General features: G+C 56.6%; 19 protein-coding genes. 17 read left to right on the forward strand and 2 right to left on the reverse strand.

Annotated features, from left to right (window positions below; all coding sequences use genetic code 11):
• Positions 1-130: 130 nt before the first annotated feature.
• The 5 genes from cysT to ACFPPD_RS17820 all read left to right on the forward strand — a co-directional run bounded on the left by cysT (position 131) and on the right by ACFPPD_RS17820 (position 5,108).
• Complete coding sequence (gene cysT / locus ACFPPD_RS17800) at positions 131-892, forward strand: sulfate ABC transporter permease subunit CysT (protein WP_378082763.1); 762 nt, start codon at positions 131-133, stop codon at positions 890-892.
• On the forward strand, positions 889-1,686 hold the full coding sequence (locus tag ACFPPD_RS17805) for a sulfate ABC transporter permease subunit (RefSeq protein ID WP_209749018.1): 798 nt from the start codon (positions 889-891) through the stop codon (positions 1,684-1,686). The genes cysT and ACFPPD_RS17805 overlap by 4 nt, the downstream gene beginning before the upstream one ends.
• 1 nt (position 1,687) lies before the next feature.
• Entirely contained in the window at positions 1,688-2,752 is a 1,065-nt protein-coding gene (locus ACFPPD_RS17810) for a sulfate/molybdate ABC transporter ATP-binding protein (RefSeq protein ID WP_209749017.1), read from the forward strand.
• A 220-nt stretch (positions 2,753-2,972) separates the two neighbouring features.
• Positions 2,973-4,055, forward strand: a complete 1,083-nt coding sequence (locus ACFPPD_RS17815; protein WP_378082734.1) for a sulfate ABC transporter substrate-binding protein — start codon at positions 2,973-2,975, stop codon at positions 4,053-4,055.
• Between the two features lie 93 nt (positions 4,056-4,148).
• Positions 4,149-5,108, forward strand: a complete 960-nt coding sequence (locus tag ACFPPD_RS17820) for a GNAT family N-acetyltransferase (protein WP_378082735.1) — start codon at positions 4,149-4,151, stop codon at positions 5,106-5,108.
• A 167-nt stretch (positions 5,109-5,275) separates the two neighbouring features.
• Here the strand turns inward: ACFPPD_RS17820 and ACFPPD_RS17825 are convergent, their stop codons facing one another.
• Positions 5,276-6,079, reverse strand: coding sequence for a Cof-type HAD-IIB family hydrolase (locus ACFPPD_RS17825; RefSeq protein ID WP_209749016.1), 804 nt, complete (start codon positions 6,077-6,079; stop codon positions 5,276-5,278).
• Between the two features lie 220 nt (positions 6,080-6,299).
• On the opposite strand from ACFPPD_RS17825, the gene ACFPPD_RS17830 reads away from it, so the two are divergent.
• From ACFPPD_RS17830 to mgrA, 5 genes are all read left to right on the forward strand, one after another.
• Positions 6,300-7,331 (forward strand): hypothetical protein, encoded by a 1,032-nt coding sequence (locus tag ACFPPD_RS17830; RefSeq protein WP_209749015.1) that lies wholly within the window; start codon positions 6,300-6,302, stop codon positions 7,329-7,331.
• A gap of 106 nt (positions 7,332-7,437) precedes the next feature.
• Complete coding sequence (locus ACFPPD_RS17835; RefSeq protein ID WP_209749014.1) at positions 7,438-8,784, forward strand: GH1 family beta-glucosidase; 1,347 nt, start codon at positions 7,438-7,440, stop codon at positions 8,782-8,784.
• A 199-nt stretch (positions 8,785-8,983) separates the two neighbouring features.
• Complete coding sequence (locus ACFPPD_RS17840; RefSeq protein ID WP_209749013.1) at positions 8,984-9,385, forward strand: hypothetical protein; 402 nt, start codon at positions 8,984-8,986, stop codon at positions 9,383-9,385.
• A 127-nt stretch (positions 9,386-9,512) separates the two neighbouring features.
• Complete coding sequence (locus ACFPPD_RS17845; RefSeq protein ID WP_209749012.1) at positions 9,513-11,270, forward strand: B12-binding domain-containing radical SAM protein; 1,758 nt, start codon at positions 9,513-9,515, stop codon at positions 11,268-11,270.
• A gap of 15 nt (positions 11,271-11,285) precedes the next feature.
• On the forward strand, positions 11,286-12,275 hold the full coding sequence (mgrA, locus tag ACFPPD_RS17850; protein WP_209749011.1) for an L-glyceraldehyde 3-phosphate reductase: 990 nt from the start codon (positions 11,286-11,288) through the stop codon (positions 12,273-12,275).
• A 90-nt stretch (positions 12,276-12,365) separates the two neighbouring features.
• Here the strand turns inward: mgrA and ACFPPD_RS17855 are convergent, their stop codons facing one another.
• The gene (locus tag ACFPPD_RS17855) at positions 12,366-13,046 is read right to left on the reverse strand and encodes a helix-turn-helix domain-containing protein (protein ID WP_209749010.1); all 681 of its coding nucleotides are present in this window, start codon (positions 13,044-13,046) and stop codon (positions 12,366-12,368) included.
• A gap of 220 nt (positions 13,047-13,266) precedes the next feature.
• Here ACFPPD_RS17855 and ACFPPD_RS17860 point away from each other — a divergent pair, with 220 nt between their 5' ends.
• The 7 genes from ACFPPD_RS17860 (at position 13,267) to ACFPPD_RS17890 (ending at position 25,213) form a co-directional block, all read left to right on the forward strand.
• Entirely contained in the window at positions 13,267-15,531 is a 2,265-nt protein-coding gene (locus ACFPPD_RS17860; protein ID WP_209749009.1) for an FAD-dependent oxidoreductase, read from the forward strand.
• 332 nt (positions 15,532-15,863) lie between these two features.
• Complete coding sequence (locus ACFPPD_RS17865) at positions 15,864-18,554, forward strand: sugar-binding protein (protein ID WP_209749008.1); 2,691 nt, start codon at positions 15,864-15,866, stop codon at positions 18,552-18,554.
• Positions 18,555-18,625: 71 nt separating this feature from the next.
• Positions 18,626-19,705 (forward strand): peptidylprolyl isomerase, encoded by a 1,080-nt coding sequence (locus tag ACFPPD_RS17870; protein WP_209749007.1) that lies wholly within the window; start codon positions 18,626-18,628, stop codon positions 19,703-19,705.
• Positions 19,706-19,789: 84 nt separating this feature from the next.
• Positions 19,790-21,565 carry a cache domain-containing sensor histidine kinase gene (locus tag ACFPPD_RS17875; RefSeq protein WP_209749006.1) on the forward strand — a complete coding sequence of 592 codons (1,776 nt, stop codon included), beginning with the start codon at positions 19,790-19,792 and terminating at the stop codon, positions 21,563-21,565.
• A complete protein-coding gene (locus ACFPPD_RS17880) occupies positions 21,543-23,129 on the forward strand; it encodes a response regulator transcription factor (RefSeq protein ID WP_209749005.1) in 1,587 nt (528 codons plus the stop codon). Before ACFPPD_RS17875 ends, ACFPPD_RS17880 begins: the two co-directional genes overlap by 23 nt.
• 225 nt (positions 23,130-23,354) lie before the next feature.
• Complete coding sequence (locus tag ACFPPD_RS17885; protein ID WP_209749039.1) at positions 23,355-24,224, forward strand: ABC transporter permease; 870 nt, start codon at positions 23,355-23,357, stop codon at positions 24,222-24,224.
• A 26-nt stretch (positions 24,225-24,250) separates the two neighbouring features.
• The gene (locus tag ACFPPD_RS17890) at positions 24,251-25,213 is read left to right on the forward strand and encodes a carbohydrate ABC transporter permease (RefSeq protein ID WP_209749004.1); all 963 of its coding nucleotides are present in this window, start codon (positions 24,251-24,253) and stop codon (positions 25,211-25,213) included.
• Positions 25,214-25,252 lie beyond the last annotated feature (39 nt).

Below are 25,252 nucleotides of genomic sequence, written 5' to 3' on the forward strand. Positions count from 1 at the left end.
AGCTTCCTGATTCACTTCGTGATCATAATCGGACTTTTTGAACAACCTCTTAAAGCTTCGGGAGGTACACGACAACGTGAGTTCCATTTTGCAGGGTCGCTGGTGGGGCTGGGGATTTCGCAGCGCCGTCATGCTTTATTTCGTCGTATTGATCATTTTTCCGATTTTGGGCATCTACGGGCAATCGTTATCCAAAGGCTGGGCCAGCTTCGCTGAAAATATTACGGAGCCGCTCGCATGGAAAGCCGTACTGCTCACCGTTCGAATGGCGATTATCGCCACGGTCGTTAACGTATTCGTCGGCACGATGGCCGCATGGGTGTTGATCCGCTACCGCTTCCCCGGACGGCGACTGCTGAATAGCCTGGTGGATTTGCCTTTCGCGTTGCCGACGGCTGTGGCGGGGCTCATGATTTTGCTGTTGCTCGGCCCCCACAGCTTCGTGGGCGAGCTGGCGGAGAAGCTCGGCTTTACGATCCTGTTCCACCAGCCCGCGATCGTGATCGCGATGGTATTCGTCACGTTCCCGTTCGTGATTCGGGCGGTTCAACCTTTGCTCGAAGAGATGGACGCCGCCGAAGAGGAAGCCGCGTACATGCTCGGCGCTACGAAAGCGAAGACGTTCTGGCGCGTCGTTCTTCCGAACATGCTCCCGGGCATCCTAAGCGGGGCGATGCTCGCATTCTCTAGGGCGCTCGCCGAGTTCGGAGCGGTCGTGCTCGTGGCCGGCAATATTCCGGGCCGTACATTGATCGCCTCTGTGTACATTTTCGGGGAGATCGAGAGCGATAACGCCGTCGGCGCGACCGCCGTCAGCGTGCTTCTCTTAACTTTTTCTTTCGTCATTCTATGGACGGTCAATTACGTTCAGATGAGGAGGAAAAACGGATGAGAAGACTATGGATCGGATTAACGGTCGCCGTGTTCGGTTTGCTGCTCGTCGCTCCTCTCGTCAGGATCGTAGAAGGAGCCTTCAACGAAGGATGGAACGGTTTCTCGGCCGGTCTTTCCCGGCCGGAGACGCTGCACGCATTGTATATGACCGCATTGATCGTCGTCATCGTCACCGCGGTGAACGCCGTGTTCGGCGTTATGCTTTCCTTATATCTCGTTCGAGCGACGTGGTTGGGCCGCAAGCTTAAGCAGTTGCTCAATAGCATCGTCGATTTGCCGTTCGCGGTATCGCCGGTCATCGGCGGACTCATGATCGTGTTGCTTCTCGGACCGGAAACGGCGCTGGGCGCGTTGTTTAACGACGCCGGCATCGACATCTTGTACGCGTTGCCGGGCATGATCATCGCGACTTTGTTCGTGACGTTCCCGCTTATTATCCGAGAAGTCATGCCGGTACTTCAAGAGATCGGAAGCGCTCAGGAAGAAGCGGCTTCGACGCTCGGCGCCGGCGCGTGGACGACGTTCTGGCGCGTGACGTGGCCTTCGATCCGATGGTGCGTCGTCTACGGCGTCGTGCTGACGGTCGCGAGGGCGCTGGGGGAATTCGGCGCCGTGCTCGTCGTCTCCGGCAACATTTTGTTCAAAACGCAAACAGCGACGACGCTTGTGTACCAAGACGTCGAGAACTTTAGCCTGACCTCCGCCAACGCGATAGCGCTCGTACTCGCGGCCGGCTCGGTCACGCTGCTCTTATTCATGGAATGGGCCAAATCGAGAAGGGAAGTGCATTGAGATGCATATCGAAGTCAGCGGATTGAACAAGAAATTCGGCGAGTTTCAAGCAGTCAAGGACGTCAGCTTCGAGATCGAGAAAGGCCAACTGATCGGCCTGCTCGGTCCGAGCGGCGGCGGCAAGACTTCGATCCTTCGTATGCTAGCTGGCCTCGAATCCGTCGATACGGGTGAAATACTGTTCCACGGCAAACGGGTGAACGATCTGCCTCCGCAGGAGCGCGGCATCGGCTTCGTCTTCCAGAACTACGCGCTCTTCAAGCATATGACCGTCGAAGGCAACATCGCTTTCGGGCTCGAAGTGAAGAAGTGGGCGAAGGATAAAATCAAAGCCCGCGTCGCCGAGCTCGTCGAGCTGACGGGACTGTCCGGCTTCGAGAAGCGTTATCCGCACCAATTGTCGGGAGGCCAGCGCCAACGCGTCGCTTTCGCCCGGGCTCTTGCCCCGGAACCGCAATTGCTGCTGCTCGACGAGCCTTTCGCCGCGATCGACGCGAAGATCCGCCACGAGCTGCGTTCATGGCTGCGCGACATGATCGACCGGTTGGGCATTACTTCGATCTTCGTGACGCACGACCAGGACGAAGCGATCGAAGTCGCGGACCAAATCATGATCATCAACAAAGGCCGCCTGGAACAGAAGGGCACGCCTTGGGAAATATATAAAAATCCTCAATCGCCTTTCGTCGCGGGCTTCATCGGCGAATCGACGATCGTGGAAGACGTCGCCTCGCTGCGCGGCTTCGGCGAAGCGTCGGGATGGCCGGGAACGAAGGCGCTCATTCGCCCGGAATACGTGGAGATCGGCAAGCCGTCGGACTTCGAGCTGTTGTCGGCGACGGCCGCCGGACGCGTCCGCCATGTCCATTTTCGCGGAAGCGAATGGCTGGTGGAAGTCGAAGTCGGCGCGACGCGCCTCGTGACGTATCGTTCGCTGGAGAAAGCCATTTTACATCCGGGCGAGGAAGTCCAAGTGTTGATTCACCGCGCTTACTTGTTCAACGATAACGACAGCTGGGTCATGGAGAACAAACTCAAGGAAGACCCGATGCCGGTTCATATTTAAGTGCGTGTTCAAAAAGTTCGGTTTTCAGCACCGAGAAGGTTGGATGAAGCTAGGGAATGAGGATCGGAGCGTAGGCAAACCTACGTGAGAACCGGAAGTCCCGGCTGAATTCAAGATTCGACGTCGAATAGGCTCCCTGTTATGCTTCGTGATCAAAATCGGACTTTTTGAACTACCTATGATTGGCGGAAGCCTACGAAGGCACCGCGGGAGGACAGCGATGAAGGGAAACCGCATGGCCGATGTTGCGAGCAGAAGCGGCCGAATGGGTTGGATAGCGGCAATATTCGTTCTATTGATCGTTAGCGGCTGCGGCAACGGCCAACCGAAATCGAATGAGGCCGGCGCTTCGGCGAAACCGGCGGGCGACGTGACGCTCGTGATCGGGGCTTACTCCGTCGCCAAAGACGCGTTGCAGGAAATCATGCCGGCGTTCAAAGCCGAGTGGAAGAAGAAGACCGGGCAGACGGTCGCGTTCCAAGAGTCGTACGAGGCGTCGGGCACGCAAGCCCGCGCGATCATCGGCGGCTTCGAGGCGGACGTGACGCTGCTCGCGCTCGAAGGGGATATGCGGAAGCTCGCGAAAGCCGGGCTCGTCGACCAAGAGTGGGCGAACAATTCGTACAAGGGCATGGTCACCCGCTCGATCGTCGTGCTCGGCACGCGGTCCGGCAATCCGCTTGGCATTCGGGATTTCGACGATCTGGCGAAGCCGGGCGTAAAGGTGCTGTATCCGAATCCGAAGACGTCCGGCGGCGCGCAATGGGACATAAACGCGATCTACGGCGCGGGCTTGAAGAAGGCCGAGCGGGAGACGGGCGCGAAAGATCCGGCCGCGGCCAAAAAGTTCCTCGAGGACGTCCACCGTAACATCGAGTCGATGGACAAAAGCGGGCGGGCGTCGATGGCGGCGTTCGAATACGGCGTCGGGGACGTCATCGTGACGTACGAGAACGAGCTGTTGGCGCGGATCGCGCAAGGAGTCGCGTACGACATCGTCGTGCCGTCCAGCACGATCCTGATCGAGAATCCGGCGGCGGTCGTGGATCGCAATGCCGATCGTCACGGCGTCCGGGAAGCGGCCGACGCGTTCGTGGCGTACTTGTACTCGAGCGAAGCGCAGAAGCTGTTCGCCAAGCACGGCTTCCGTCCGGTCGAGGAGAAGCTGGCGGCCGAACTGGGCGATAAGTTTCCGCAACCGAAGGATTTGTTCACGATCGACTATCTCGGAGGTTGGGATCAGGTGCGCGATACGCTGTACTCGAAGCGCGGAATCTGGTATCAAGTGCTGGCGGGTCGATAAAAAGAAAAGCCGACGTAGGTGCGCTAGTCACCGCTCGGCTTTTTTTGGTATACTATTCGAATATCGACGGTCGACGAACAGGGAGGACTTTTTTTGACGAAACCAACCAGCATTCGCATCATGCAGTACGTGTCCTACTTCAAAATCGCTATGTTTCTCGTCATTCTCGCGAGCCTCAATTACGGCGAGATCAAAGAGCAAATGAGCTTTTACGTTCCGTTCTTTATTTTCTCTTTGCTATCGATGATTTACTTTATCGTGGCGATCAACAAACGGAAATATTTCCTGTCCATCGTCTTCGCGTTTCTGAATTTTCTGTTCGGGTTTTTCATTAATCCGATACAGTTAATGGCTTCTTTCCTCGTGATGTTGCTCTACTTGCTCAAGCCGACGAGGGATTACTTCCGCGGCGACACGCGGATCACAACGGCGCCCGCGCAGGAATCGACGGAATCCGGCGAAGCGGCCGGGAACGCGGACGGCGATTCGGATGCCGGCGAGGCAGCGGAGGCGGGAGGGAAGCCTGCCGTCGTATTGGCCAAGCCCCAAGGTCAGCCGAAGCTTCGCAAGGATCCCGAGATCAGCGTTCGCGAAGCGACCGCGGAAGACGCGGATACGTTATACTCGCTCATGATGATCGCATTCGAGGAGTACCGGACGGCGATCCCGCCTTCCAGCGCCCTCGAGGAGACGGAAGAAGGCATCGCGCAAGCGCTCAAGGACGGAACGGAGTCCGCCGCGATCCTGTACGAGGACGATACCGCCTCCGCCATGGTGCGGTTCAAGATCGAAGGGGATTCGATCTACTTCTTCCGGTTGTCCGTCATCCCGAGCCGCCGCAGAAGGGGACATGCCCGCAAGCTCGTCCAATGGATCGAGCGGCACGCGGTGTCCAAAGGGCTTAACGTCAGCCGCTGCAAAGTGCGCCAATCGGTTCAGAACAATCTCGTACTGTACCAGAACATGGGGTACGAGATCGTTGACCAGGAACTGGTCGTCCGTCCGCAAGGCACGGTCAAAGCGCTTACGATGGAGAAAAAGCTGGGCGTCTGAACCGTGGCGTGTCGCCTCCAATCGAATGTTGACGAGCATGCTGCCTCAATTAACGATGAATTTCATCGTTCACATAGGTGGTAACGGCGGAATTCGCGGAAACGGATGCGAAAAAAGTGTCGGCTCAAGACTGTTCGTCTTGAGCCGGCACTTTTTTTATAATCGCGTTACGCGTTCAGCACGAACTTGTCCAGCACGTGCTTGACGCCGTCCTCGTTGTTGCCGAGGGTGACGAAGTCGGCGACGGCTTTCAGCGCCGGAACCGCGTTCGCCATCGCGACGCCGAGACCGGCCGCTTCGACCATCTCGTGGTCGTTCATGGCGTCGCCCATCGCGATCGTTTGTTCCATCGGAATGCCGTAATGGGCGGCTAGGAACCGAAGCGCATGGCCTTTCGTGCCTTCGGGATGCATGAACTCGAGATAATTCGGCTTGGACTTGGTCAAGTGGACGCGCCCGCCGAAACGTTCCTTTAATCCGGGCAGCATCGCGTCGAGCTTCGCGGGCTCGTCGATGATCAGCAGCTTCGTCTGCCGGTCGCTGGCGATGATGCGGGAGAAGTCGGACTCGACGAGATATGGAATTTTGGACTGCTTCGCGTAGCCTTTGACCTTGTCGTTGTCTTCGGGGACGTACAGCTTGTCGTCGATGTAGCTTTGCAGGTGCAAGCCGTTCTGTTGGCAGTAGGCGTGTAGCTCCTCGGCGACGTCGACGGGAACGGAGCGCTCGTACAGCACTTCTTCGTCGAGCAAGTTCTTGATCAGCGACCCTTGGTACGTTATGATCGGGACGTTCAGTCCGACCTGGCGGGCGATTCGTTGGGCGGAGTCGAACATCCGGCCGGTAGCGATCGTCAGATGGACGCCTTTCGCGACGGCTTCGGCCATCGCTTGCCGGGTCGCATCGGTCACCGTCAGCTCGTCGGTCAACAGCGTGTCGTCTAAATCCATGGCGATAAGTCGGTAAGTCATCGGTTTGGTTTCTCCCTTTCCGTCTCTGTTTGTCGTTATATTGTACCGTATCCTTGCGGTCGCGTGAAAGGGAATCTCCACCCGGAGAGAAACAAATCATACTTTCGAACCGTCTAATTCGTATGGAATCGAAACCGTTAGCGATCCTCTTCGCAGCCATCGCAACATAACCCGGCACCGGTTCGTTCAATGGTTACATGAAGAAGGAGGTTTTACCCCTATGAACTTACGTTTCAAAGCGACGACAGGAATCATCGCGTTAACGCTCCTGTTGGCGGGCTGCGGATCCAAGTCCGGAGGCGAGGAATCGCCATCCGCGTCGCCATCCCCGTCGCCGTCGGCTTCGCCTTCCGCGTCCTTCCAATTGCCGTCGGAATCGCCTTCCGAATCGCCTAGTGCGGATCCGGGCGTGTCGATCTTGAAAGATTTCGTCCAGCTTGCGTCGCAAGGGCCGGCGGTTGACGAATTATACGGAAAGCTGAAAACCGATATCGGGCAAGTAAAGCCCGAGCAAGCGGATGAAATGATTCGCGAGTTGGAAAAGTATTACGAGTCCGATCTGCCCGTGCTCGAGAAGAAATACGAAGCGGACGACGTGCAGGCCAAGCTCATCGGCCTGAAATGGCCGATCGACGAGAAGCAGGTCGACGGTCTGAAAGACGATTCGCTGAGCAGCCTCGTTCACGGCACGCTGGAAGGCGGCTATAAGCTGGAAACGGCCGAAGGCTTTATTTTCCCCGTCGTGGATTACGGGAAGTTGACGGATTACTCGGCTAAGACGACGGAAGCGATGAGCGCGTATTTGGACGTAAGAGCCGCGGAGTCGGACAACCCTTCCGCAAGCGACGGAGGACTCATCATTTCGCTCGACGAGCTGGCTTCGCGGACGCTCGCCGCCGAAAGCTACGTCGTCGCTTTCCCGGACAGCCCGGAGCGGGAAGCCATCGAGCAGACTTTCGTTAATTATTTGCAAATGTATTTGATCGGCCTCGATAATACGCCGATTTTCGATTGGGAGACGTTCCATCTGTTGCCGGATACGAAGAAGCAATTCGAGCAGACGGTCGCCGACCATGGCGGTACGGTCACCGGGAAGATGACGAAGCAGCTTCTCGACGTGCTCGCCGAAACGAAAGGCGCCGTATTCGTCGAAGGCATAGACGGCATGCAAGAGGACGTGCCGGCGGTTAAGCAATTCCGCGACAAGCTGGAATCCACGGCCAGAGCCCTGTTGCCGACTGGCAAAAAATAAATAAAACGTTTTCCGTCCCTCCGGGCAGGATTTTCTTCGGGCAAAGCGAATATTCTAGTGATAGAAATCGTTTTCCATCAACGATAACCACTTGGAGGGATTTGCAGTGGCAAGAATCGATTTTCCGAAAGATTTCGTCTGGGGAACGGCGACCGCCTCGTACCAGATCGAAGGCGCCTATCAAGTAGACGGACGGGGATTGTCCATTTGGGACACGTTCTCCCATACGCCGGGCAAAGTGTTCAATAACGACAACGGCGATCTCGCGTGCGACAGCTATCACTGTTACGAGGAAGATATCGCGCTGCTGAAGAAACTCGGCGTGAAGGCTTACCGTTTCTCGATCGCGTGGCCCCGCATTTTTCCGCAAGGAACGGGCGAAGTGAACGAGAAAGGCTTGGACTATTACCGTCGCGTCGTCGACGGGCTGATCGCAGCGGGCATCGAGCCGTGCGTGACGCTGTATCACTGGGATTTGCCGCAGGCGCTGCAAGACAAGGGCGGCTGGGACAATCGCGATACGATAGACGCGTTCGTGAAGTACGCCGAAGTCGTGTTCAAGGCGTTCGACGGCAAAATCAAGCAATGGATCACGTTTAACGAAACGTGGTGCGTCTCCTTCCTCTCCAACTACATCGGCGCCCATGCGCCGGGCAACACGGATTTGCAATTGGCCGTTAACGTCGCCCATCACTGCATGGTCGCGCACGGGGAAGCGGTCAAGCTGTTCCGCGAGCTCGGCATCCCAGGCGAGATCGGCACGACGCACAATCTGTACTGGTTCGAGCCGTATTCGACGAAGCCGGAAGACGTGGAAGCCGCTCGTCGCAACCGCGCTTACAACAACGAGTGGTTCATGGAGCCGACGTTCAAGGGCACGTACCCGCAGTTCATGGTCGACTGGTTCAAGACGAAAGGCGCTACCGTGCCGATTCTGCCGGGCGACATGGAGACGATCTCCCAGAAAATAGATTTCATCGGCGTGAACTTCTACAGCGGCGGATTCGGCCGTTACAAGAAGGACGAAGGCTTGTTCGACTGCGAAGAGGTGCAAGTCGGCTTCGACAAAACGTACATGGATTGGAACGTGTACGCGGACGGCTTGTACAAAGTGTTGTCTTGGGCGCACGAAGAGTACGGCGATACGCCGATCTACATTACGGAGAACGGCGCGTGCTACGAGGACGTACTGGCCGAAGATAACCGCGTACACGACGTGCTTCGCACGGAGTACTTCCGCAAGCACTTCATCCAGTGCCATCGCCTGATCGAGTCCGGCGTTCCGCTGAAAGGCTACTTCGCATGGTCGCTGCTCGACAACTTCGAATGGGTGGAAGGCTACCGCAAGCGGTTCGGCATCGTCTACACGAACTACGAGACGTTCGAGCGTCATCCGAAGGACAGCTACTATTTTATCCAAAAAGTGATCGCAGACGGCGGATTGGACGTATAACCCTCGCCGAGCCTGCCGGAGACAACCCGCCTGCTAACCAGCTGAGCAGGTTGTTTTGCCAGCATTTCTAACAACTTAATCGAAACTGGTTACCATATGATCTGAAACTGGTTACGATGAGATCAAAATCCATCGCTCCGCAGTGTTATAATCTTCCTGCCGGTCGGAATATTCTAATCGTGAACGGGAGTGATGATTGATGAAGAAAGCTTTGCTCAAACAGGTTGGACTTTGGATGTTGGCGATGGTGATGCTGTTTGCCTTCGCGGCGACCGCGTTCGCTGCGAGCGAAACTGAGTCGAACAACACCCTGGCGACAGCCAACGCTTACAATTACGGAGAAGGAGCCGGCGGATTCGTTAACGACAGCGATACGGTCGACTATTGGAAAATCAACAATGTGCCCATGGGATCACATATGTTGAACGGGTATTCCGCGATGTCAATGTCCGTGCTCAGCAGCGGCGGCAGCGTTATCGCAACGAAGCCGGTCGGCGTTTCCAGCATTTCGTTCAGCACGGGTTCGACTGGCCCGATCTATGTCGTCGTCAATTATAACCCGGGTAGCGGTATCTATTATTACGGGTATAGTGTAAATTGATAAGTTGTACGGCCGGCGAAAAAGACGGGCATGTGCCGCTTGCGGGCGAGCGCAGCTCGTTTTTTTTATTTTCGGCTCTTTTTCTTGTACAATATAAGCAAACCCCTGCAAGAGAAAGGATACCGTCATGAAAGTCGTTCTCGCGACGTTGAACGCCAAATACATTCACACTTCGCTCGCCTTGAGATATTTGAAAGCTTATGCCAAGGACGAGTTCGAGGTGGAAATCGCCGAATATACGATCAAAGACCCGTCAATGGGCGTCGCCGCCGATTTGTATTCGAAGAATCCCGACGTCATCGGCTTTTCCTGTTATATTTGGAATATCGAAGAGACGATCGTCATCGTCGATATGCTGCGCAAGGTGCTGCCGGACGTGAAGATCATGCTCGGCGGTCCGGAAGTGTCCTACGACACCGAATATTGGATGAACCGGCTGACTTCCGTCGACTTCATCGTCATGGGGGAAGGCGAGGAGACGTTCCGGGATTTGCTTCGCCAGATCGCGGGAGAACGGAAATATCACTTCGTGTTCGGCATGGCCTACCGCGGCAAGGACGGACAAGTCGTCATTAATCCGCCGAGACCGAAGCTCGAATTGAACGCGATCCCGTCCCCTTACCGGTTCGACGAAGATTTGATTCCGATGCGCAACCGCGTCGTTTATTTCGAGACGAGCCGGGGTTGTCCGTTCAGCTGCCAGTTCTGCCTGTCGAGCATCGAGGTCGGCGTCCGTTACTTCGATATCGAATGGGTGAAGGGCGAGATCAAATACTTGATCGACAACGGGGCCAAGCTGATCAAGTTCGTCGACCGGACGTTCAACATCAAGCGCGACTACGCGATGGAAGTGTTCCAGTTCCTCATCGATAACCATAACGGCTGCGTGTTCCAATTCGAGATCACGGCCGACATCATGCGTCCAGAGGTACTCGACTTCCTGGCGGAGAAGGCGCCTCCGGGCATCTTCCGGTTCGAGATCGGCGTGCAATCGACGAACGATCCGACGAATCTCGCCGTGCAACGCCGCCAGAACTTCGCCAAGCTGACGCGCACCGTGGTCAAGGTCAAGGAGAGCGGGAAGATCGACCAGCATCTCGACCTCATCGCCGGCCTTCCGCACGAGGATTACGATACGTTCCGCAAGACGTTCAACGACGTGTTCGCGCTTCGTCCCGAAGAGCTGCAGCTCGGCTTCTTGAAGATGCTGCGGGGAACCGGCCTGCGAATCGACGCCGCGAAGTACGGGTACGTCTACTCGGACCGCGCGCCTTACGAGATGCTCGGCAACGACCTGATGCCTTTCGGCGATATCGTGCGCATCAAGAGGGTCGAAGACGTGCTGGAGAAGTTCTGGAACGCGCACCGGATGGACCGGACGATGGAGTATTTGATCCGCGAGGCTTATCCGTCTCCGTTCGACTTCTTCCAAGCGTTCGGCGATTATTGGGAAGCTCGGGGATGGAGCCGTATCGGCCATCAGCTGGAGGATCTGTTCTCGAGACTGTGGGCGTTCCTGCGGGACGATGCCCGGCCGGAGCTCGATCGCGACGTCGCCCTCGGCTTGCTGAAGATCGACTATTACTTGCAGCACAAGTACAAGCCGCGCAAGCTGTGGTGGGAAGACAACCGGATGGAGAAGAAGGACTGGACGTCCGGGTTGAAATACGCCGCGGCCAAGCTCGGCATGGACGAGCGGGAGCTTCAGAAGAAAGGCACGCTCGACCGGCTTCCGTTCGATTACGGCGCATGGGTGGAAGAAGGCCGCGTCGATCGTTCCAGACCTTCGGTTCTCGTCTTCCTGTACTCGGGAGAAGAATCGGGGCCGCAATTGCTGGCGCTGCCGCAGCCGGACGGGCTGGCGGCAGGCCTTATATCCGAATAGCGAGGTGCATGTAGGATGGTCTATCAAGCGAATACCGAGCGTTACAAGACGATGAAGTACAATCGGGTTGGACGCTCCGGACTGAAAATTCCCGCCGTTTCTTTAGGTTTGTGGCATAATTTCGGCGGCATCGACTCTTTCGAGAACGGGCGGGCGCTTGTCCGGCACGCGTTCGATCTCGGCATTACCCACTTCGACTTGGCGAACAACTACGGTCCGCCTCCCGGTTCGGCGGAAGAAATGTTCGGCCGTCTGCTCGCGACCGACATGAAGCCATACCGTGACGAGATGATCATCTCGTCGAAGGCCGGCTACAACATGTGGGAAGGTCCTTACGGGGATTGGGGCTCGCGCAAATACTTGATCTCCAGCCTCGACCAAAGCCTGAAGCGGATGGGTCTCGACTACGTGGACATCTTCTACCATCACCGTCCGGATCCGGAAACGCCGCTCGAAGAGACGATGACGGCGCTTGATTACGCCGTTCGTTCGGGGAAGGCGCTGTATGTCGGCATCTCGAACTATCGGGCGCCGCAAGCGAAGGAAGCGATTCGCATCCTGAAGGAACTCGGCACGCCGCTGCTCATTCATCAGCCTCGGTACAGCATGTTCGACCGGTGGATCGAAGACGGCTTGCAGGACGTGCTCGAAGAGGGCGGCGTCGGCTCCATCGTGTTCTCTCCGCTGGAGCAAGGCTTGCTGACGAACAAGTATCTCGGCGGCATTCCGAAGGATTCCCGCGCGGCCGGCGCTTCCGTATTCTTGAACGAAGGCAGCATTACGCCCGAGAAAATCGAAAAAGTACGCAAGCTGAACGAACTCGCGTTGTCGCGCGGCCAGTCGCTGGCGCAGATGGCGCTGGCTTGGGTGTTACGCGGCGAAAGAGTAACTAGCGTGTTAGTCGGCGCGAGCAAGACGAGCCAGCTCGACGACAACGTCGACATGCTGAAGCGCCTCGACTTCTCGGCGGACGAGCTGTCCGCGATCGAAGCGATTTTGAAGTAACGATTATCAGTCATAGCACACATCGCTTAAACCCCCGCGTCTACCGGTGCGGGGGTTTAATTGTGCGTGCGCACAGAAAGCCGTATGACTTCACACCCGAAACCGTCTCCTGTATTCGGAGGGGGATACGCCTTTACGGCCGCGGAACAGGCGGCTCAAATAATATCCGCTCTCATAGCCGCATTGTCCGGCGATTTCTTCCAGCGTTTCATACGTATCCGACAGCAGCAAACAAGCTTTCTCCAACCGAAGCTCCGTAAGGAAATCCAACGGGGCGACGCCGAACGCCGACCGGAAACGCCGGGTCAACTGAACGGGCGTCAATGCGAGCGATGAGGCAATAGTTCGCAGGGAGATCGGTCCGAACGCGCTCTTCGCTATCCGTTTTTTTGCTTCCTCCATCAAAGGATCCGTCGTATCGGACAAGACCGCCAGATTACCGGGTGCTTTCGTAGTCGCCAGCAGCCACAGGTCGTTCAGGAAATGCTCAAGCAGTTCCGGTTGAAGGCCCGGCTGACCGATGAACCGGTAAGTCGATCGAACTCTTGCATGGTCTCCGATGTCGAGCCATCCGGATAAGCTTCCTTCGATTTCTCTTTGCGATAGAGAAGCCGCTTCGACGCGAAAATGAAAGAAGTGAAAGCTAAGAGGCTCCATGACGGTTCGCGCGAAGTCCGTATTCGGCGGACATACGACGACTCGACCGAATTCTCCTACTCCCGTATGAAGGCCGATTTGAAACGAGAATTTTCCTTGCACCGGAGCAAACATTGTCCAACACTCGTATCGATCCCGATCCAAAGCAAACTGTCGTTTGTCCTGCCAAAAGAAATGGGAAACGAGGCGTACCGGGGAGTACATCATCTTTATCGCTCCTTTCTATAATTGAAATAACGGATATGAAATACTGAAAAACCGTGGATTCAATTCGACATAACCACACTTTATCATGAAATGGAGGATATTTTAAGTGATATAGAGGAGGATCCGCATGCGGAATGAAAAGGTTGTCACGGATATTACGGTAGTCGGAGGGGGGCTGTCCGGCGTATGCGCCGCGATTGCCGCCGGAAGGCTCGGCCGAACGGTAGCCCTCGTGCAAAACCGTCCCGTTCTAGGGGGGAATTCGAGCAGCGAGGTGCGGGTATGGGTTTGCGGAGCGACGGGCCACGGAACGAACCGGTATGCGAGAGAAACGGGCATTATAGGAGAATTGTTCTTGGAGAATCAATACCGGAATCCGGAAGGGAACCCTTATTTATGGGATCTCGTCTTGTTGGAAGCCGTTCGGGCCGAACCGAATATCCGGTTGTTTCTGAACACGGACGTGCATGAGGTAGAAGCCGTCGGCGGCGCGGAAGATCGTCGCATCCAAGCGGTAACGGGATGGATGATGGGCTCCGAACGGCGGATTCGTTATGAAAGTCCCGTCTATCTGGACTGCACGGGCGACGGATTGGCAGGCTTCATGGCCGGAGCGGAATTCCGGATCGGCAGGGAAGCCAAAGCCGAATACGGCGAAGAATGGGCGCCGGAGGCCCCCGACGACATCACGCTCGGAAGCACGCTGCTGTTCTATACGAAAGACGCGGGGCATCCCGTTCGGTTTATCGCTCCGGCGTTCGCCAAAGACATTACCCAAACGTCGATTCCAATGAGGAGAATTATCCGAAGCGGCGACTCGGGCTGCCACTATTGGTGGATCGAATGGGGCGGCGAGCTCGATACGGTACATGACAACGAACGGATTCGGGATGAGCTATGGTCGGTCATTTACGGCATATGGGATTATATCAAAAATTCCGGCAAGTTCGACGCGGACAGTCTGACGTTGGAGTGGGTGGGATCCGTTCCCGGCAAACGCGAGTATCGGCGATTCGTGGGCGACTACGTGCTGAACCAGCTCGATATTCTCGCCCAAGAGCCGTTCGACGACCGGGTAGCCTTCGGAGGCTGGTCGATCGATCTTCATCCGCCTCAAGGCATGTACGCGGAGGAAAGCGGATCCCGTCACTTGTTCGCGGACGGTAACTACCATATCCCGTTCCGTTCTCTCTATTCCCGGAACGTCGATAATTTGCTGTTTGCCGGGCGCAATATTAGCGCGTCGCACGTGGCGTTCGGCACGACGAGGGTGATGGCGACGTGCGCCGTCATGGGAGAGGCGGCAGGAACCGGCGCGGCGCTGTGCGCGCAAAAAGGCGTTACGCCCCGCGAGCTTCTGCTGCGCGATATCGCGTCTCTCCAGCAAACGCTGCTCCGGCAGGACGCTTCCCTCATCGGCGTGGCGAACGAAGATCCGCTGGATTTAGCGAGGTCGGCGACGGCGGACGCTTCGAGCACATGCCAGCGGATCGATATCGTCGGCGCATCCGAAGCTTATTCCTTGAACGCGAGCGTAGGGCTGCTTTTTCCGGTTGATGGTCCTCTCGAGAGGATCGAACTGTTACTGGACGCGGATCGCTCCACGAGACTGGACATCGAACTGTGGCATACGGGAAAGAAGATAAACTACGTTCCGGCGGAGAAGGTTTCCGCTTTCTCTATAACGGTACCGGCCGGCGAGAATCAGTGGGCAGAGGTGCCCGTCCTCTATCGTCCGGACGAACCCCGGAACGCGTTCGTCATCGTGCGCGCGAATCCGCACGTTCGTCTGTACTTGTCGGACGAACCGTTGTTCGGCGTTCTCGGGTTCGAACGGCGCCAAGACGAAGGCGAAGGGGACGAATCGCTGGCGGATCTCGCTTGCTCGGATCCCGTCGCGAAGTGGAGCATGCGCGGCGTGCACCGCAAACCGTTCTGCCTGCGCGTTCACCCCCGGACGTCCGCCTATTCGCCAAGTCAAATCCTGAACGGCTACGCCCGGCCTTACGGCGGCCCTAACGTATGGTTGTCCGACCGAATGGCGCCCGGAACGGAGGAGTGGATCCGGCTGACATGGCCGGAGCCGATTCCGTTCGCGGAAATCCATCTTACTTTTAACGACGACGTGAACGAAGATTTGATCAATTTGCATCACCATCGCACGCCATACGAGATCATGCCGGAATTGGTTCGGGATTATCGCTTGGAAATAAAGTCGGAGAAGGGCTGGATCCCGGTTCACGAGGAGAAGGGCAACCGAAAAAGGAAAAGGGTCCATCGGCTTCCCGCCCGGGTGACGACCGATCAACTTCGGCTAGTGGTCGAAGCGACGAACGGGAGCCGGCGGGCTTCGGTGACGGAGATCCGGGTTTACGACTCGCCATGCTCTTGAATCCGATCGATTGGCTGGAAGGTCCGTGGTCCGTCCAGGTACAGGTTGATTAAGCAAGAAGCTCTCCGCTCGTCTTCGACGAGCCGAGGGCTTTCTCCGTTATTGGGAACAAAACCGTTAAAAAAATCAAATCGTCCGGTAGCGGAGCGCGGAATTTCCATTATACAGTTAAGGCGAAAGAGGACGATTGCCGGCAGAGCGAGATCGCAGGCGCGTCCCGCGGGAGTGAAGGGGGAATGTAATGGACGGGAGGCCGTCCGTTCCGTAAGCCGCAGCATCGAGACAGACGAAAGTTTCGGAGCAAGCAGAACGATAAAAAAAGGAGGCAAATCATGATACTTCAATCCTTGGCGTCCATCCGCAGATCGGCTCTTCTCGTCATTGCCGCTCTTCTCGTCGGTTTGTTCGCAACGGTCGCGGCGCCAGCCCCCGCGGCCGCGGCCGGCACGACGTATTACGTCGATTCCGCTTCGGGCAACGACACGAACAGCGGCACGAGCACGAGCGCGCCATGGCAGTCGCTCGCCAAAGTAAACGCCTTTACTTTCCAGCCCGGCGATTCGGTTCTTTTCAAAACCGGCGGCACTTGGACGGGTACGCTGAAACCGCTAGGTTCGGGCACCGCCGCCGAGCGGATCACGTTCGGGCGCTACGGCGACGGTCCGAGCCCGATCCTGAACGGGAACGGTACGCTGAAAGCCGTTCATCTGTACAACGTGGAATACGTGACGATCCGGGATTTCGAGATCGTCAACGACGCGGCGGCCGAAGCGCAGCGCAGCGGCATCTTGGTCGAAGGGAATGGCGTTAACACGCTGGACGGCATTTACATCCTGAACAACAATATTCACCATATCAAAGGGAGTTCGAACCGGGATACGCTCATGTATTTGAACGCCGCCATTTACGTCATGACGACGGACGGCCCGACGGGCTCGCCCGTGGCGAACTTCAACGACCTGCGGATCGAGAACAACCTCATTCACGATACGACGACGATCGGCATGTACATGAACGGGGTCGCGGCCCAGTGGAACGACTACGCGACGTTCTCCAACTGGAACACGAACGTCGTCATCCGCAACAACTTCATCAGCCGGACGGGCGCGGACTCGATCGTCGTCGGCTACGCCAACGCGCCGCTGATCGAGTATAACGCCGGATTGGACGCGGGCGTCAACGGCAACAACTACAAATGGATCGCGAGCATGTGGAGCTGGGCAACCAATAACGCGGTGTTCCAGTACAACGAAGTCGGCCGTACGCGGTTTCAAAATCAAGGGGAGAGCGACTCCGCCGCCTTCGATGTCGATTTCCATACCTGGGGTACGCATATTTTCCAATACAACTACACGCATAACAACGCGGGCGGCATCCTGATGACGATGTACAACTCGCATGCCGATATCGTTTACAGGTACAACATCAGCCAGAACGACGATCATTACCATTGGAACGACACGACGTTCTCGATCTTCACCGAGAATACGCAAGTCTATAACAACACGATCTACAGCAACAATGGTCAAGGACTCCGCATCCGCAATCGGGTCGGTAACGTGTACAAAAACAATATTTTCCACGTAAGCGTTCCGGTGAATTACCCGGCCAGCCCTACGTTCAGCAACAACCTGTACTACGGTCATACGGCTCCGGCGTCGGATACGAGCGCGGTAGCGGCCGATCCCCAGTTCGTACAAGGGGGAGCGGGCATGGACGGCAGATCGACGGTCGGCGGATACAAGCTGAAGTCGACTTCCCCGGCGATCAACGCGGGTGCCGTTATCGCGAGCAACGGAGGCAAGGATTTCTGGGGAACGGCGCTTTACAACGGCGCTCCCGACATCGGCGCGAACGAATATACGGCGACGACGGCTTCCGTACCGCGCTTCTCGGCAGCGAAAACGTCCGCGGCGGTTACGGCGGACGGGGTTCTGAACGAGAGCGTGTGGGCTGCTTCTCCTTCCAAAGCGGCGACCAAAGCGACGCTTGGCGTTCCGGACAACGCGTTTAACTACCGCGTCGCATGGGACGACACGAACCTGTACGTGGCTCTTCAGCAAGAAGACCGCGCGATGTTCAACGACTCGGCCGCTCCATCCGACGACGATTCGTTCGACGTCTATATCGACGCCAACAACAACAAGGGCTCTTCGTACGATACGTACGACCGGCAATATACGATCCGTTATAACGATACCGTGTTATACGAGCGCAATAATCGCAAGACCGGCGTCTTGCACGGCGTGAGCGCTTCGGGCACGACGCTGTCCGCGGAGCTCGTCGTTCCGTGGAGCCATCTCGGCGTCACGCCGACGCCGGGCATGAAGATCGGCTTCGACGCGGCGAGCAACGACGATGACGACGGCTTGTACCGCGAGAGCCAATCGATGTGGGCGGGCACGGCCAACAACTGGACCAACACGTCCGCCTTCGGCGAATTGACGCTGAACGGCAGCGCCCTGGAGGCGGAAGCCGCTTCGGCGATTACGGTCGACGGCGTCGTTAACGAATCGGCGTGGAACGTTACGACTCCGGTCGCCAAGACGCTCAGCGGCACGCCCAACAATACGGCGACTTTCGACGTGAAATGGGACAGCAACAACCTGTACGTGGGCTTTATCGTGCTTGACTCTTCGTTGAAGAACGATTCCGCTAATAGTTGGGAAGACGACTCGGTCGATATTTATCTCGACGCCAATTACAACAAGGGATCGTCCTACGATTCGTTCGACCGGCAGTTCACGGTCGGATACAACGACCCCGCGCTATACGAACGCAACAACCGGACGACGGGCGTCGTGCATCAAATCACGCCGATCGCCGGCGGTTACCAAGGGGAAATCGCCATTCCGTGGACAAATCTCAACGTCGCCGCCGCACAGGATTTGGTCATCGGCATCGACGTGGCGAACAACGATGACGACAACGGCGGACAGCGCGACAGTCAAACGATGTGGACCGGCACCGACATGAACTGGTCCAGCACGGTTAACTACGGCGAGGCTAATCTGAAGCCCTAACGGAACGAGGCCGGCAGGCGGAGAAGGACTCCGCCTGTCTGTCTCTCTTTCCGCAAGAGGAGGGATAGAGAATGGCAAGGGCTAAAAACCGTTATCGCGTCTACGGATTCGCGCTCGTCGCCGCCGTCTTGCTGATCGCGGCCGCTTTCTTGACGATGGCCGCTTTCGCGAACGGGAAGCCGGCATTGGGCGGCGTCGCCCTGCAAGTCAACGGTGAACCCGTTGAGACGGAAGAATGGCGCCAAGCCGTGCTTCGACACCGAGCCGCGGTCTACGCGGAGCTTCAGCCGCTTTCGTCCCAGACCGACCCGACGAAGTTCTGGCGGACGAAGATCGGTGAAGAAACGCCTCTTGAACGTCTGCATCGGGTTGCATTGGAGGAACTGGTCCGCATCAAAGTCCAGCAACAGCTTGCGAAACGGGAAGGACTGCTGGCGGATTCGACTTACGCTGTATTCCTGAAAGACCTGGAAAAAGAAAACCAACGGCGCGAAAAAGCCGTCGAAAAGGGAGAAGTCATCTTCGGTCCCCTTCGATACGACGAAGTCTCGTATTACGACATGAAGCAGGGCGAACTGACCGCCTCGTTGCAAGAGAAGCTCTATCCGGCATCGGATGCTTCCGACGAACGGATCGCCGCCTATTACGAAGAGAACAAGGAGTCTCGGTTCAAGCGAACGCCCGAGGTCGCGTTGCGCCAGTTAATCTTTCCGTTCGCGGAGGGAGGCATGACCCGGGAAGCGGCGGCCGAATGGGCCGAACGCGTTCGGGAGGCGCTCAAGGCGGGAGAAGATTGGGAAGCGGTCCGTCAAAAGCTGGTCTCCCGGGATGAAGTAACGTTCGATACCGAAACGATGGTGCTGAACGAACGTTTCATGAGGGAGGAAGGCATGCGATGGCAGAAGCTGATCGGCGCCGGCTTGCCCTTGAAGACGGGCGAAATCAGCGAAGCGTTCGAAGAGAACGGCGCCTACCGCGTGCTCATCTGCACCGGGATCGAGCCGCAAGGTTACTACCCTCTGGCGGAGGTGAAGGACGGGATCCGGTCCGAATGGAGCCGGAATCAATACGAGCGGCTGGTCGATCGGTTGACGAACGAAGCGGAAATCGAGATCGTACGAAAAACGTTCGATCGGGTCGACGGCACGTAAATGGAGAAAACGGTTACACGGATCTGCTTCGAATGCTATGATATAGGAACTATTTCCAGCTGGAAGCAAAGCGGGTGACCGAGAATGAATCGCCGTCTAAGTCTGACGTTCAAAGTGCTCGTCGGTTTCGTCGCGGTGACGACCATGCTGATCGGACTGTTGCTGTACAACAATTACTACGGCATCAAGGTCGTCCGCGAAGAGGTGTCGGAATCGAATTATTATTTGCTCTTATCGCAAGGCAAGCAGATGGAGAACGCCTTGCAGGAGTCCAGAGACTATCTGCTGCGCTTGATTTCGTCGGATTCCACCAGTCCGGACATGTTCACGCTGGCGAACGCTCCGTCCTCCTCGAGCGATTATTTTTTCGCGAAACAGCGGCTGGACAAGTCGTTTCGGGATAATATGTCCATTTACCGCAACGTAGAGACCTTCTTTACCTATTCGAGGCGCGGAGACGAGATAAACGTCACTTCCCGCAGCTACCGGACGACGGAAGCGGCCGCCGCGATTTGGCGGGAGAAGTTCGCCGCGTTTCGTCCGGAAGACAGCGGCAAGTGGCATTCCGTCGAACGGGGAGACGACAGTTATCTGCTGATTGTCTTCGCCTTTAACGAGAACCTGATGGTAGGCGCGTTCGTCAACGTGGACGAGATGCTCGCGCCGCTGAAGGATATTCGTTTCGGCAAGAGCGGCAGCGCTTTTCTCGTTTACGAGGATGGCAGGATCCTTAGCCGCGATCAAGGGACCGCGGAACGGTCGGAAGAACTGCGGATGGCGCTCGGCGGCTTTCCGGAGGGAAGGAAATCGACCTCGTTCCAGCTTGGCGATACCCATTATTTGCTGATTAGTTATCCTTTTATGGAGCGGAACTTCCGGCTTGCCGTCATATTCCCGGAGCGGGAGCTGCTGCAAAAGCTGCCTTATATCCAAAAAGCGGGTTACTTGATTCCGGCGGCGGGTTTTCTCGTCTTCGCGGCTTATTTCCTGTTCTTGAAGCGGGTGCTTCAGCGGCCGATGAACGGCTTGGTCATCGGGATGCGGCGGATTATCCGCGGCGACGTCGATTTCGAGCTGCCGGCGAGCGGATCCAGCCGGGAGTTAGAATTCCTCACGAATACGTTCAATCGCATGGTCACCCAAATCCGCCATCTGAAAGTGGACGTGTACGAAGAGGCGCTGAAAAACCAACAGGCCGAGTTCAAGCATTTGCAAGCCCAAATCCAGCCCCATTTTTTTTTGAACTCTCTTAACGTCGTCTACAGCTTATCGAAGCTGGAGGAAAACGAGTTGGTCTGCAAAATGACGGAACATCTGGCCGACTACTTCCGGTTCATCATGAGGGCGCATCAGGATACGATACAGCTGTCGGAGGAGACGGCCCATATTCGCAACTATCTGGAAATCCAAAAATTACGGTTCGACGGCAAGCTCTCTTATGAAATCGTCGTTCCTGAAACCATGGGAGGCTTGCCGATCTTGCCGTTAAGCATCCAACCGTTCGTGGAGAACGCGGTCATTCACGGGATGAAAAGAGGGAACGCGCCCTTCGAGGTACGCGTGGAAGCCCGCTGGTCGGCGAGTTCGCCGGAATGGGCGGAAATCCGGGTGACGGACAACGGCAAAGGCTTCGCCGGGGAGCAGTTGTCCCGCTTGCAGAGCGGGGAGTACGCGCAGGGCGACGGATTGCGCCATCTGGGCATCTGGAACGTGAACCGAAGAATGCGGTTGGTCTACGGCGACGATTTCCGCATCGCGTTCGGGGGCAAGGAAGGCTCGGGAGCCGAGGTTCATCTCGTCTTTCGCGCGAACGATCGCTTGGAGGGAGGGAAATCCGTTGACGAGTCTGCTTGTGGTTGACGACGAACCATTCGCGGTCAAAGCGATATTGAAAGGCATCGACTGGGCCGGCGCGGGCATCGACCGCGTTCATGCGGCTTATGACGCCGAAGAAGCGATGGAGATTCTGCGCGAGCATCCCGTCGATATCGTCTTGTGCGATATCGAGATGCCGGAGATGAACGGATTGGAGCTTCAGGAATGGATCAACGGGAACAAGCCGAACGCCGTGACGGTATTTTTGACCGGGCACGCCAACTTCGCGTTCGCGCAGCAGGCTTTGCGGCTGGGCGGGTACGATTATTTGCTGAAGCCGGTCAAGCACGATCTACTGCTGGAAGTCGTGCAACGCGCGAAAGACAAGCTTCGCAAGGAAAGGGAGCGTTCTTTGTGGGACGGTCAAAAATCGATCATCGCGGAGCGGTTCTGGCAGGACGTGCTGGCCATGCGCACCGTGCCTTCGGAGGCGAACCTGAGGCGGGCGCTCGGAGAAGACGCGCCGGAGCCGTCTTCGCTCATGGCCGTCGTATTGATCAGCGTCGAATATTGGCATAAGGAGTTCACTTTTCACGAAGAGGAACTAATGGAATACGCGATTCGGAACGCGGCGGAAGAGCTTTTGCTGCAAGGGCGTCCGGGCCGCGCGGTGCAGGATGCCGCCGGATCGAACCTTGTCTTGCTTTCCGTCGGAGCGGATGAGCCGACGGCTTATCAACAGGGCATGGAGGAGCGGTGCGGGCGGTTCGTGTCGGCGTGCGCGGAGCACTTTTATTGCACCGTGTCCAGTTTCGTCGGTTCGCCGGTTCCGGTCGCGGGAATCGCGGACGCTTACGGGATCCTGCTCGATGCGGAGCGCCGTCATATCTCGGGCGAGGGAATCGTCTATTCCGAAAGAAAGGGAGAGCCGGTCCGGCCGGCGACCCGGCAGTTCGTCGTCCCGCTCGCGTGGGACAACTGGATGACGCTGCTCGAAGCCGGAAAAAGCGATTCGCTCATGCAGAGGCTCGATACGCTGCTGGAGGAACTTAGAAGCCGGGACGGAGACGCGGAAGCGGTGGAAGCGGTCTATCATTCCTTGCTTCACGTCGTCTATCACGTCGCGCATAAGAAGGGCTGGTCGGTTCGTTCGTGGATCGGCGGGCGAAGACCGGGCGAAGAACCGCCCCGCACGATCGCCCAGTTGAAGGCTTGGGCGGAACGGACGCTACTGTCGGGCCTTTGGAACCTGGAACAGGACGACGGGACGAACGCCCGTCTGATCGATCAAATCAAAGCTTACATTCAGACGCGACTGAAAGACGTAACGAGAGAGGAAATCGCGGCGAATGTGTATTTGAACGCTACCTATTTGTCCCGTCTGTTCAAAAAAGAAACGGGCCATTCGCTCGTTCACTATATTATCGACGCCAAGATCCGCCGGGCGAAGGTCATGCTGACGGAGTCCAGGTCCAGCGTGCTTGAAATATGCGACTCGCTCGGCTACGAGAATTTTTCGCATTTCAGCAAGACGTTCAAGAAAATCGTCGGACTGAGCCCTCTCGAATACCGCAAAAGATACCAGACGCTCATGGCCGACAAATCCTGAGGAAATCTTCCGGCACCGAGACGACTCGGTGTTTTTTTTATTCCCGTCCAGATGGTGACAAAACCGTTAAAACTGTCAATCCCCTTCATTGTTGCAAGAGGCCGGCGATCTTACAATTAGTGACATAGGTCCTATCACAGAGACGAGGTGGAAAAAGTCAACACGACGCGAATCAAGAGGCGCTCCTTCCTAAGAAGAGTGTCGAAAGAACGTTATCTGCTGCTCATGCTCCTTCCCGGAGCGCTTTATCTTCTTATCAACAACTATTTGCCGATGTTCGGAACGATCGTCGCTTTCAAGAACATGAACTACGCGGACGGCATCCTGGGCAGTCCGTGGGCGGGCTTCGATAATTTCGAGTTTTTGTTCCGGACGACGGACGCGTGGGTCATTACGCGCAACACGATCTTGTACAACCTGGTTTTCATCGCGTCGAATCTCGTATTCGGCGTTTCGACCGCCATTTTGCTTAACGAGATCCGCATCCGTTTGCTCGCCCGCTTTTTCCAAAGCGTCATGTTCCTGCCTTACTTTCTCTCGGCGGTCGTCGTCGGCTACTTGGGCTTCTCCCTGCTCAGCCAAGAGTACGGCTTCATTAACAAATCCATCCTGGAGCCGCTCGGATTCCGGCAAGTGGCCTGGTACAGCGAACCGGAATGGTGGCCTTACATTTTGCCGATCGTTCACCTGTGGAAAACTCTCGGTTATGTAAGCATCATCTACCTTGCGGCGATCATCGCCATAGACGGCGAGCTTTACGAAGCGGCCTTGATCGACGGAGCGTCCAAATGGAAGCAGATCGTCCATATCACGCTTCCGCAGATCAAGCCGATGATGATCATTCTGACGCTGCTCTCCGTCGGGCATATTCTGAACGCCGATTTCGGTCTTTTCTACCAGGTGCCTCTCGATGCCGGAGCGTTATATTCGACGACGAACGTCATCGACACTTACGTCTACCGGGCGTTGCTTCACATGGGCAACATCGGGATGTCCTCCGCGGCAGGGCTGTATCAGGCTTTCGTCGGCTTCCTCGTGGTGCTGGGCGCCAATTGGCTCGTCCGTAAAATCAATAAAGAACACGCGCTCTTCTAAGACGCCCAAGGATAGGAGAACGAGCCATGACTTCCATTTCGACCGACGTGCCGCAAGCGGCCGTCCTTCCGCTTAAGAAGCGGAAATACCGTCATCCGAACGACGTTAATCCGGCGGCCCATTTTGCGATCAACTTGCTATTCGTAGGTTACAGCTTGTTATGCCTGCTTCCGATCCTGCTCGTATTAGCGGTTTCCTTCTCGGACGAACGCGTTATCGCGTTGCACGGGTATAGCCTTTTGCCCGAGAAGTTTAGCTTGGATGCCTATGCTTACTTATGGTCGGACCGCGAGCAAATCTTGCGAAGCTACGGCGTTTCGATCGTCACGACGTTGGCCGGGAGCGCCGTCGGCCTCCTCATGACTGCGATGTTCGCGTATCCGCTCGCACGCGGCGACTTCAGCTTTCGGACTTTTTTCTCCTTCTTTATCTTCATTACGATGATCTTTAACGGAGGTCTCGTGCCTTGGTATTTGATTTATACCAACGTGATCGACCTCAAGGACACGATGCTCGCTTTGATCGTGCCCGGCCTATTGCTCAACGGCTTTTCTGTCATCATGGTGAGGACGTTTTTCCAGACGACGATTCATCCGTCCCTGATCGAATCCGCCAACATCGACGGCGCCGGCGAGATGCGCATCTTTTTCCGTATCGTGCTTCCGTTGTCCTTGCCCGTCATGGCGACGATTGGACTCTTCTATACGCTCGGTTATTGGAACAATTGGTTCAACAGCATGGTGTTCATCAACGACGATAAGCTGATCAATCTTCAGTACCTGATGTACAAGGCGATGGTCAATCTGCAGGTGCTCTTCGCGAACGCCCAGTCCGGTTCCGGCTCCGGCGTGACGGATCTGGCGAATCAACCGAACGAGACGGTCCGGATGGCCATGTGCATCGTCGGCATGGGGCCGATCGTGCTCGCGTATCCGTTTTTCCAGAAATATTTCGTCAAAGGTTTGACGATCGGAGCGATCAAAGGCTAAGACCGGCGAGAGCCGGATAGCATAGGCAATCCATTCATT

The sequence above is a fragment of the Cohnella suwonensis genome (assembly GCF_042655365.1).
In the GTDB taxonomy this organism is placed as follows: domain Bacteria; phylum Bacillota; class Bacilli; order Paenibacillales; family Paenibacillaceae; genus Cohnella; species Cohnella suwonensis.

Excerpts from the sequence above, each read along its gene's own strand:
- ACFPPD_RS17810 (WP_209749017.1), top strand. The coding sequence starts at position 1,688 with ATGCATATCGAAGTCAGCGGATTGAACAAGAAATTCGGCGAGTTTCAA.
- cysT (WP_378082763.1), top strand. The coding sequence starts at position 131 with ATGCTTTATTTCGTCGTATTGATCATTTTTCCGATTTTGGGCATCTAC.
- ACFPPD_RS17890 (WP_209749004.1), top strand. The coding sequence starts at position 24,251 with ATGACTTCCATTTCGACCGACGTGCCGCAAGCGGCCGTCCTTCCGCTT.
- ACFPPD_RS17855 (WP_209749010.1), bottom strand. The coding sequence starts at position 13,046 with ATGTTTGCTCCGGTGCAAGGAAAATTCTCGTTTCAAATCGGCCTTCAT.
- ACFPPD_RS17865 (WP_209749008.1), top strand. The coding sequence starts at position 15,864 with ATGATACTTCAATCCTTGGCGTCCATCCGCAGATCGGCTCTTCTCGTC.
- ACFPPD_RS17805 (WP_209749018.1), top strand. The coding sequence starts at position 889 with ATGAGAAGACTATGGATCGGATTAACGGTCGCCGTGTTCGGTTTGCTG.
- ACFPPD_RS17815 (WP_378082734.1), top strand. The coding sequence starts at position 2,973 with ATGAAGGGAAACCGCATGGCCGATGTTGCGAGCAGAAGCGGCCGAATG.
- mgrA (WP_209749011.1), top strand. The coding sequence starts at position 11,286 with ATGGTCTATCAAGCGAATACCGAGCGTTACAAGACGATGAAGTACAAT.
- ACFPPD_RS17845 (WP_209749012.1), top strand. The coding sequence starts at position 9,513 with ATGAAAGTCGTTCTCGCGACGTTGAACGCCAAATACATTCACACTTCG.
- ACFPPD_RS17840 (WP_209749013.1), top strand. The coding sequence starts at position 8,984 with ATGAAGAAAGCTTTGCTCAAACAGGTTGGACTTTGGATGTTGGCGATG.
- ACFPPD_RS17830 (WP_209749015.1), top strand. The coding sequence starts at position 6,300 with ATGAACTTACGTTTCAAAGCGACGACAGGAATCATCGCGTTAACGCTC.
- ACFPPD_RS17870 (WP_209749007.1), top strand. The coding sequence starts at position 18,626 with ATGGCAAGGGCTAAAAACCGTTATCGCGTCTACGGATTCGCGCTCGTC.
- ACFPPD_RS17885 (WP_209749039.1), top strand. The coding sequence starts at position 23,355 with ATGCTCCTTCCCGGAGCGCTTTATCTTCTTATCAACAACTATTTGCCG.
- ACFPPD_RS17825 (WP_209749016.1), bottom strand. The coding sequence starts at position 6,079 with ATGACTTACCGACTTATCGCCATGGATTTAGACGACACGCTGTTGACC.
- ACFPPD_RS17875 (WP_209749006.1), top strand. The coding sequence starts at position 19,790 with ATGAATCGCCGTCTAAGTCTGACGTTCAAAGTGCTCGTCGGTTTCGTC.
- ACFPPD_RS17860 (WP_209749009.1), top strand. The coding sequence starts at position 13,267 with ATGCGGAATGAAAAGGTTGTCACGGATATTACGGTAGTCGGAGGGGGG.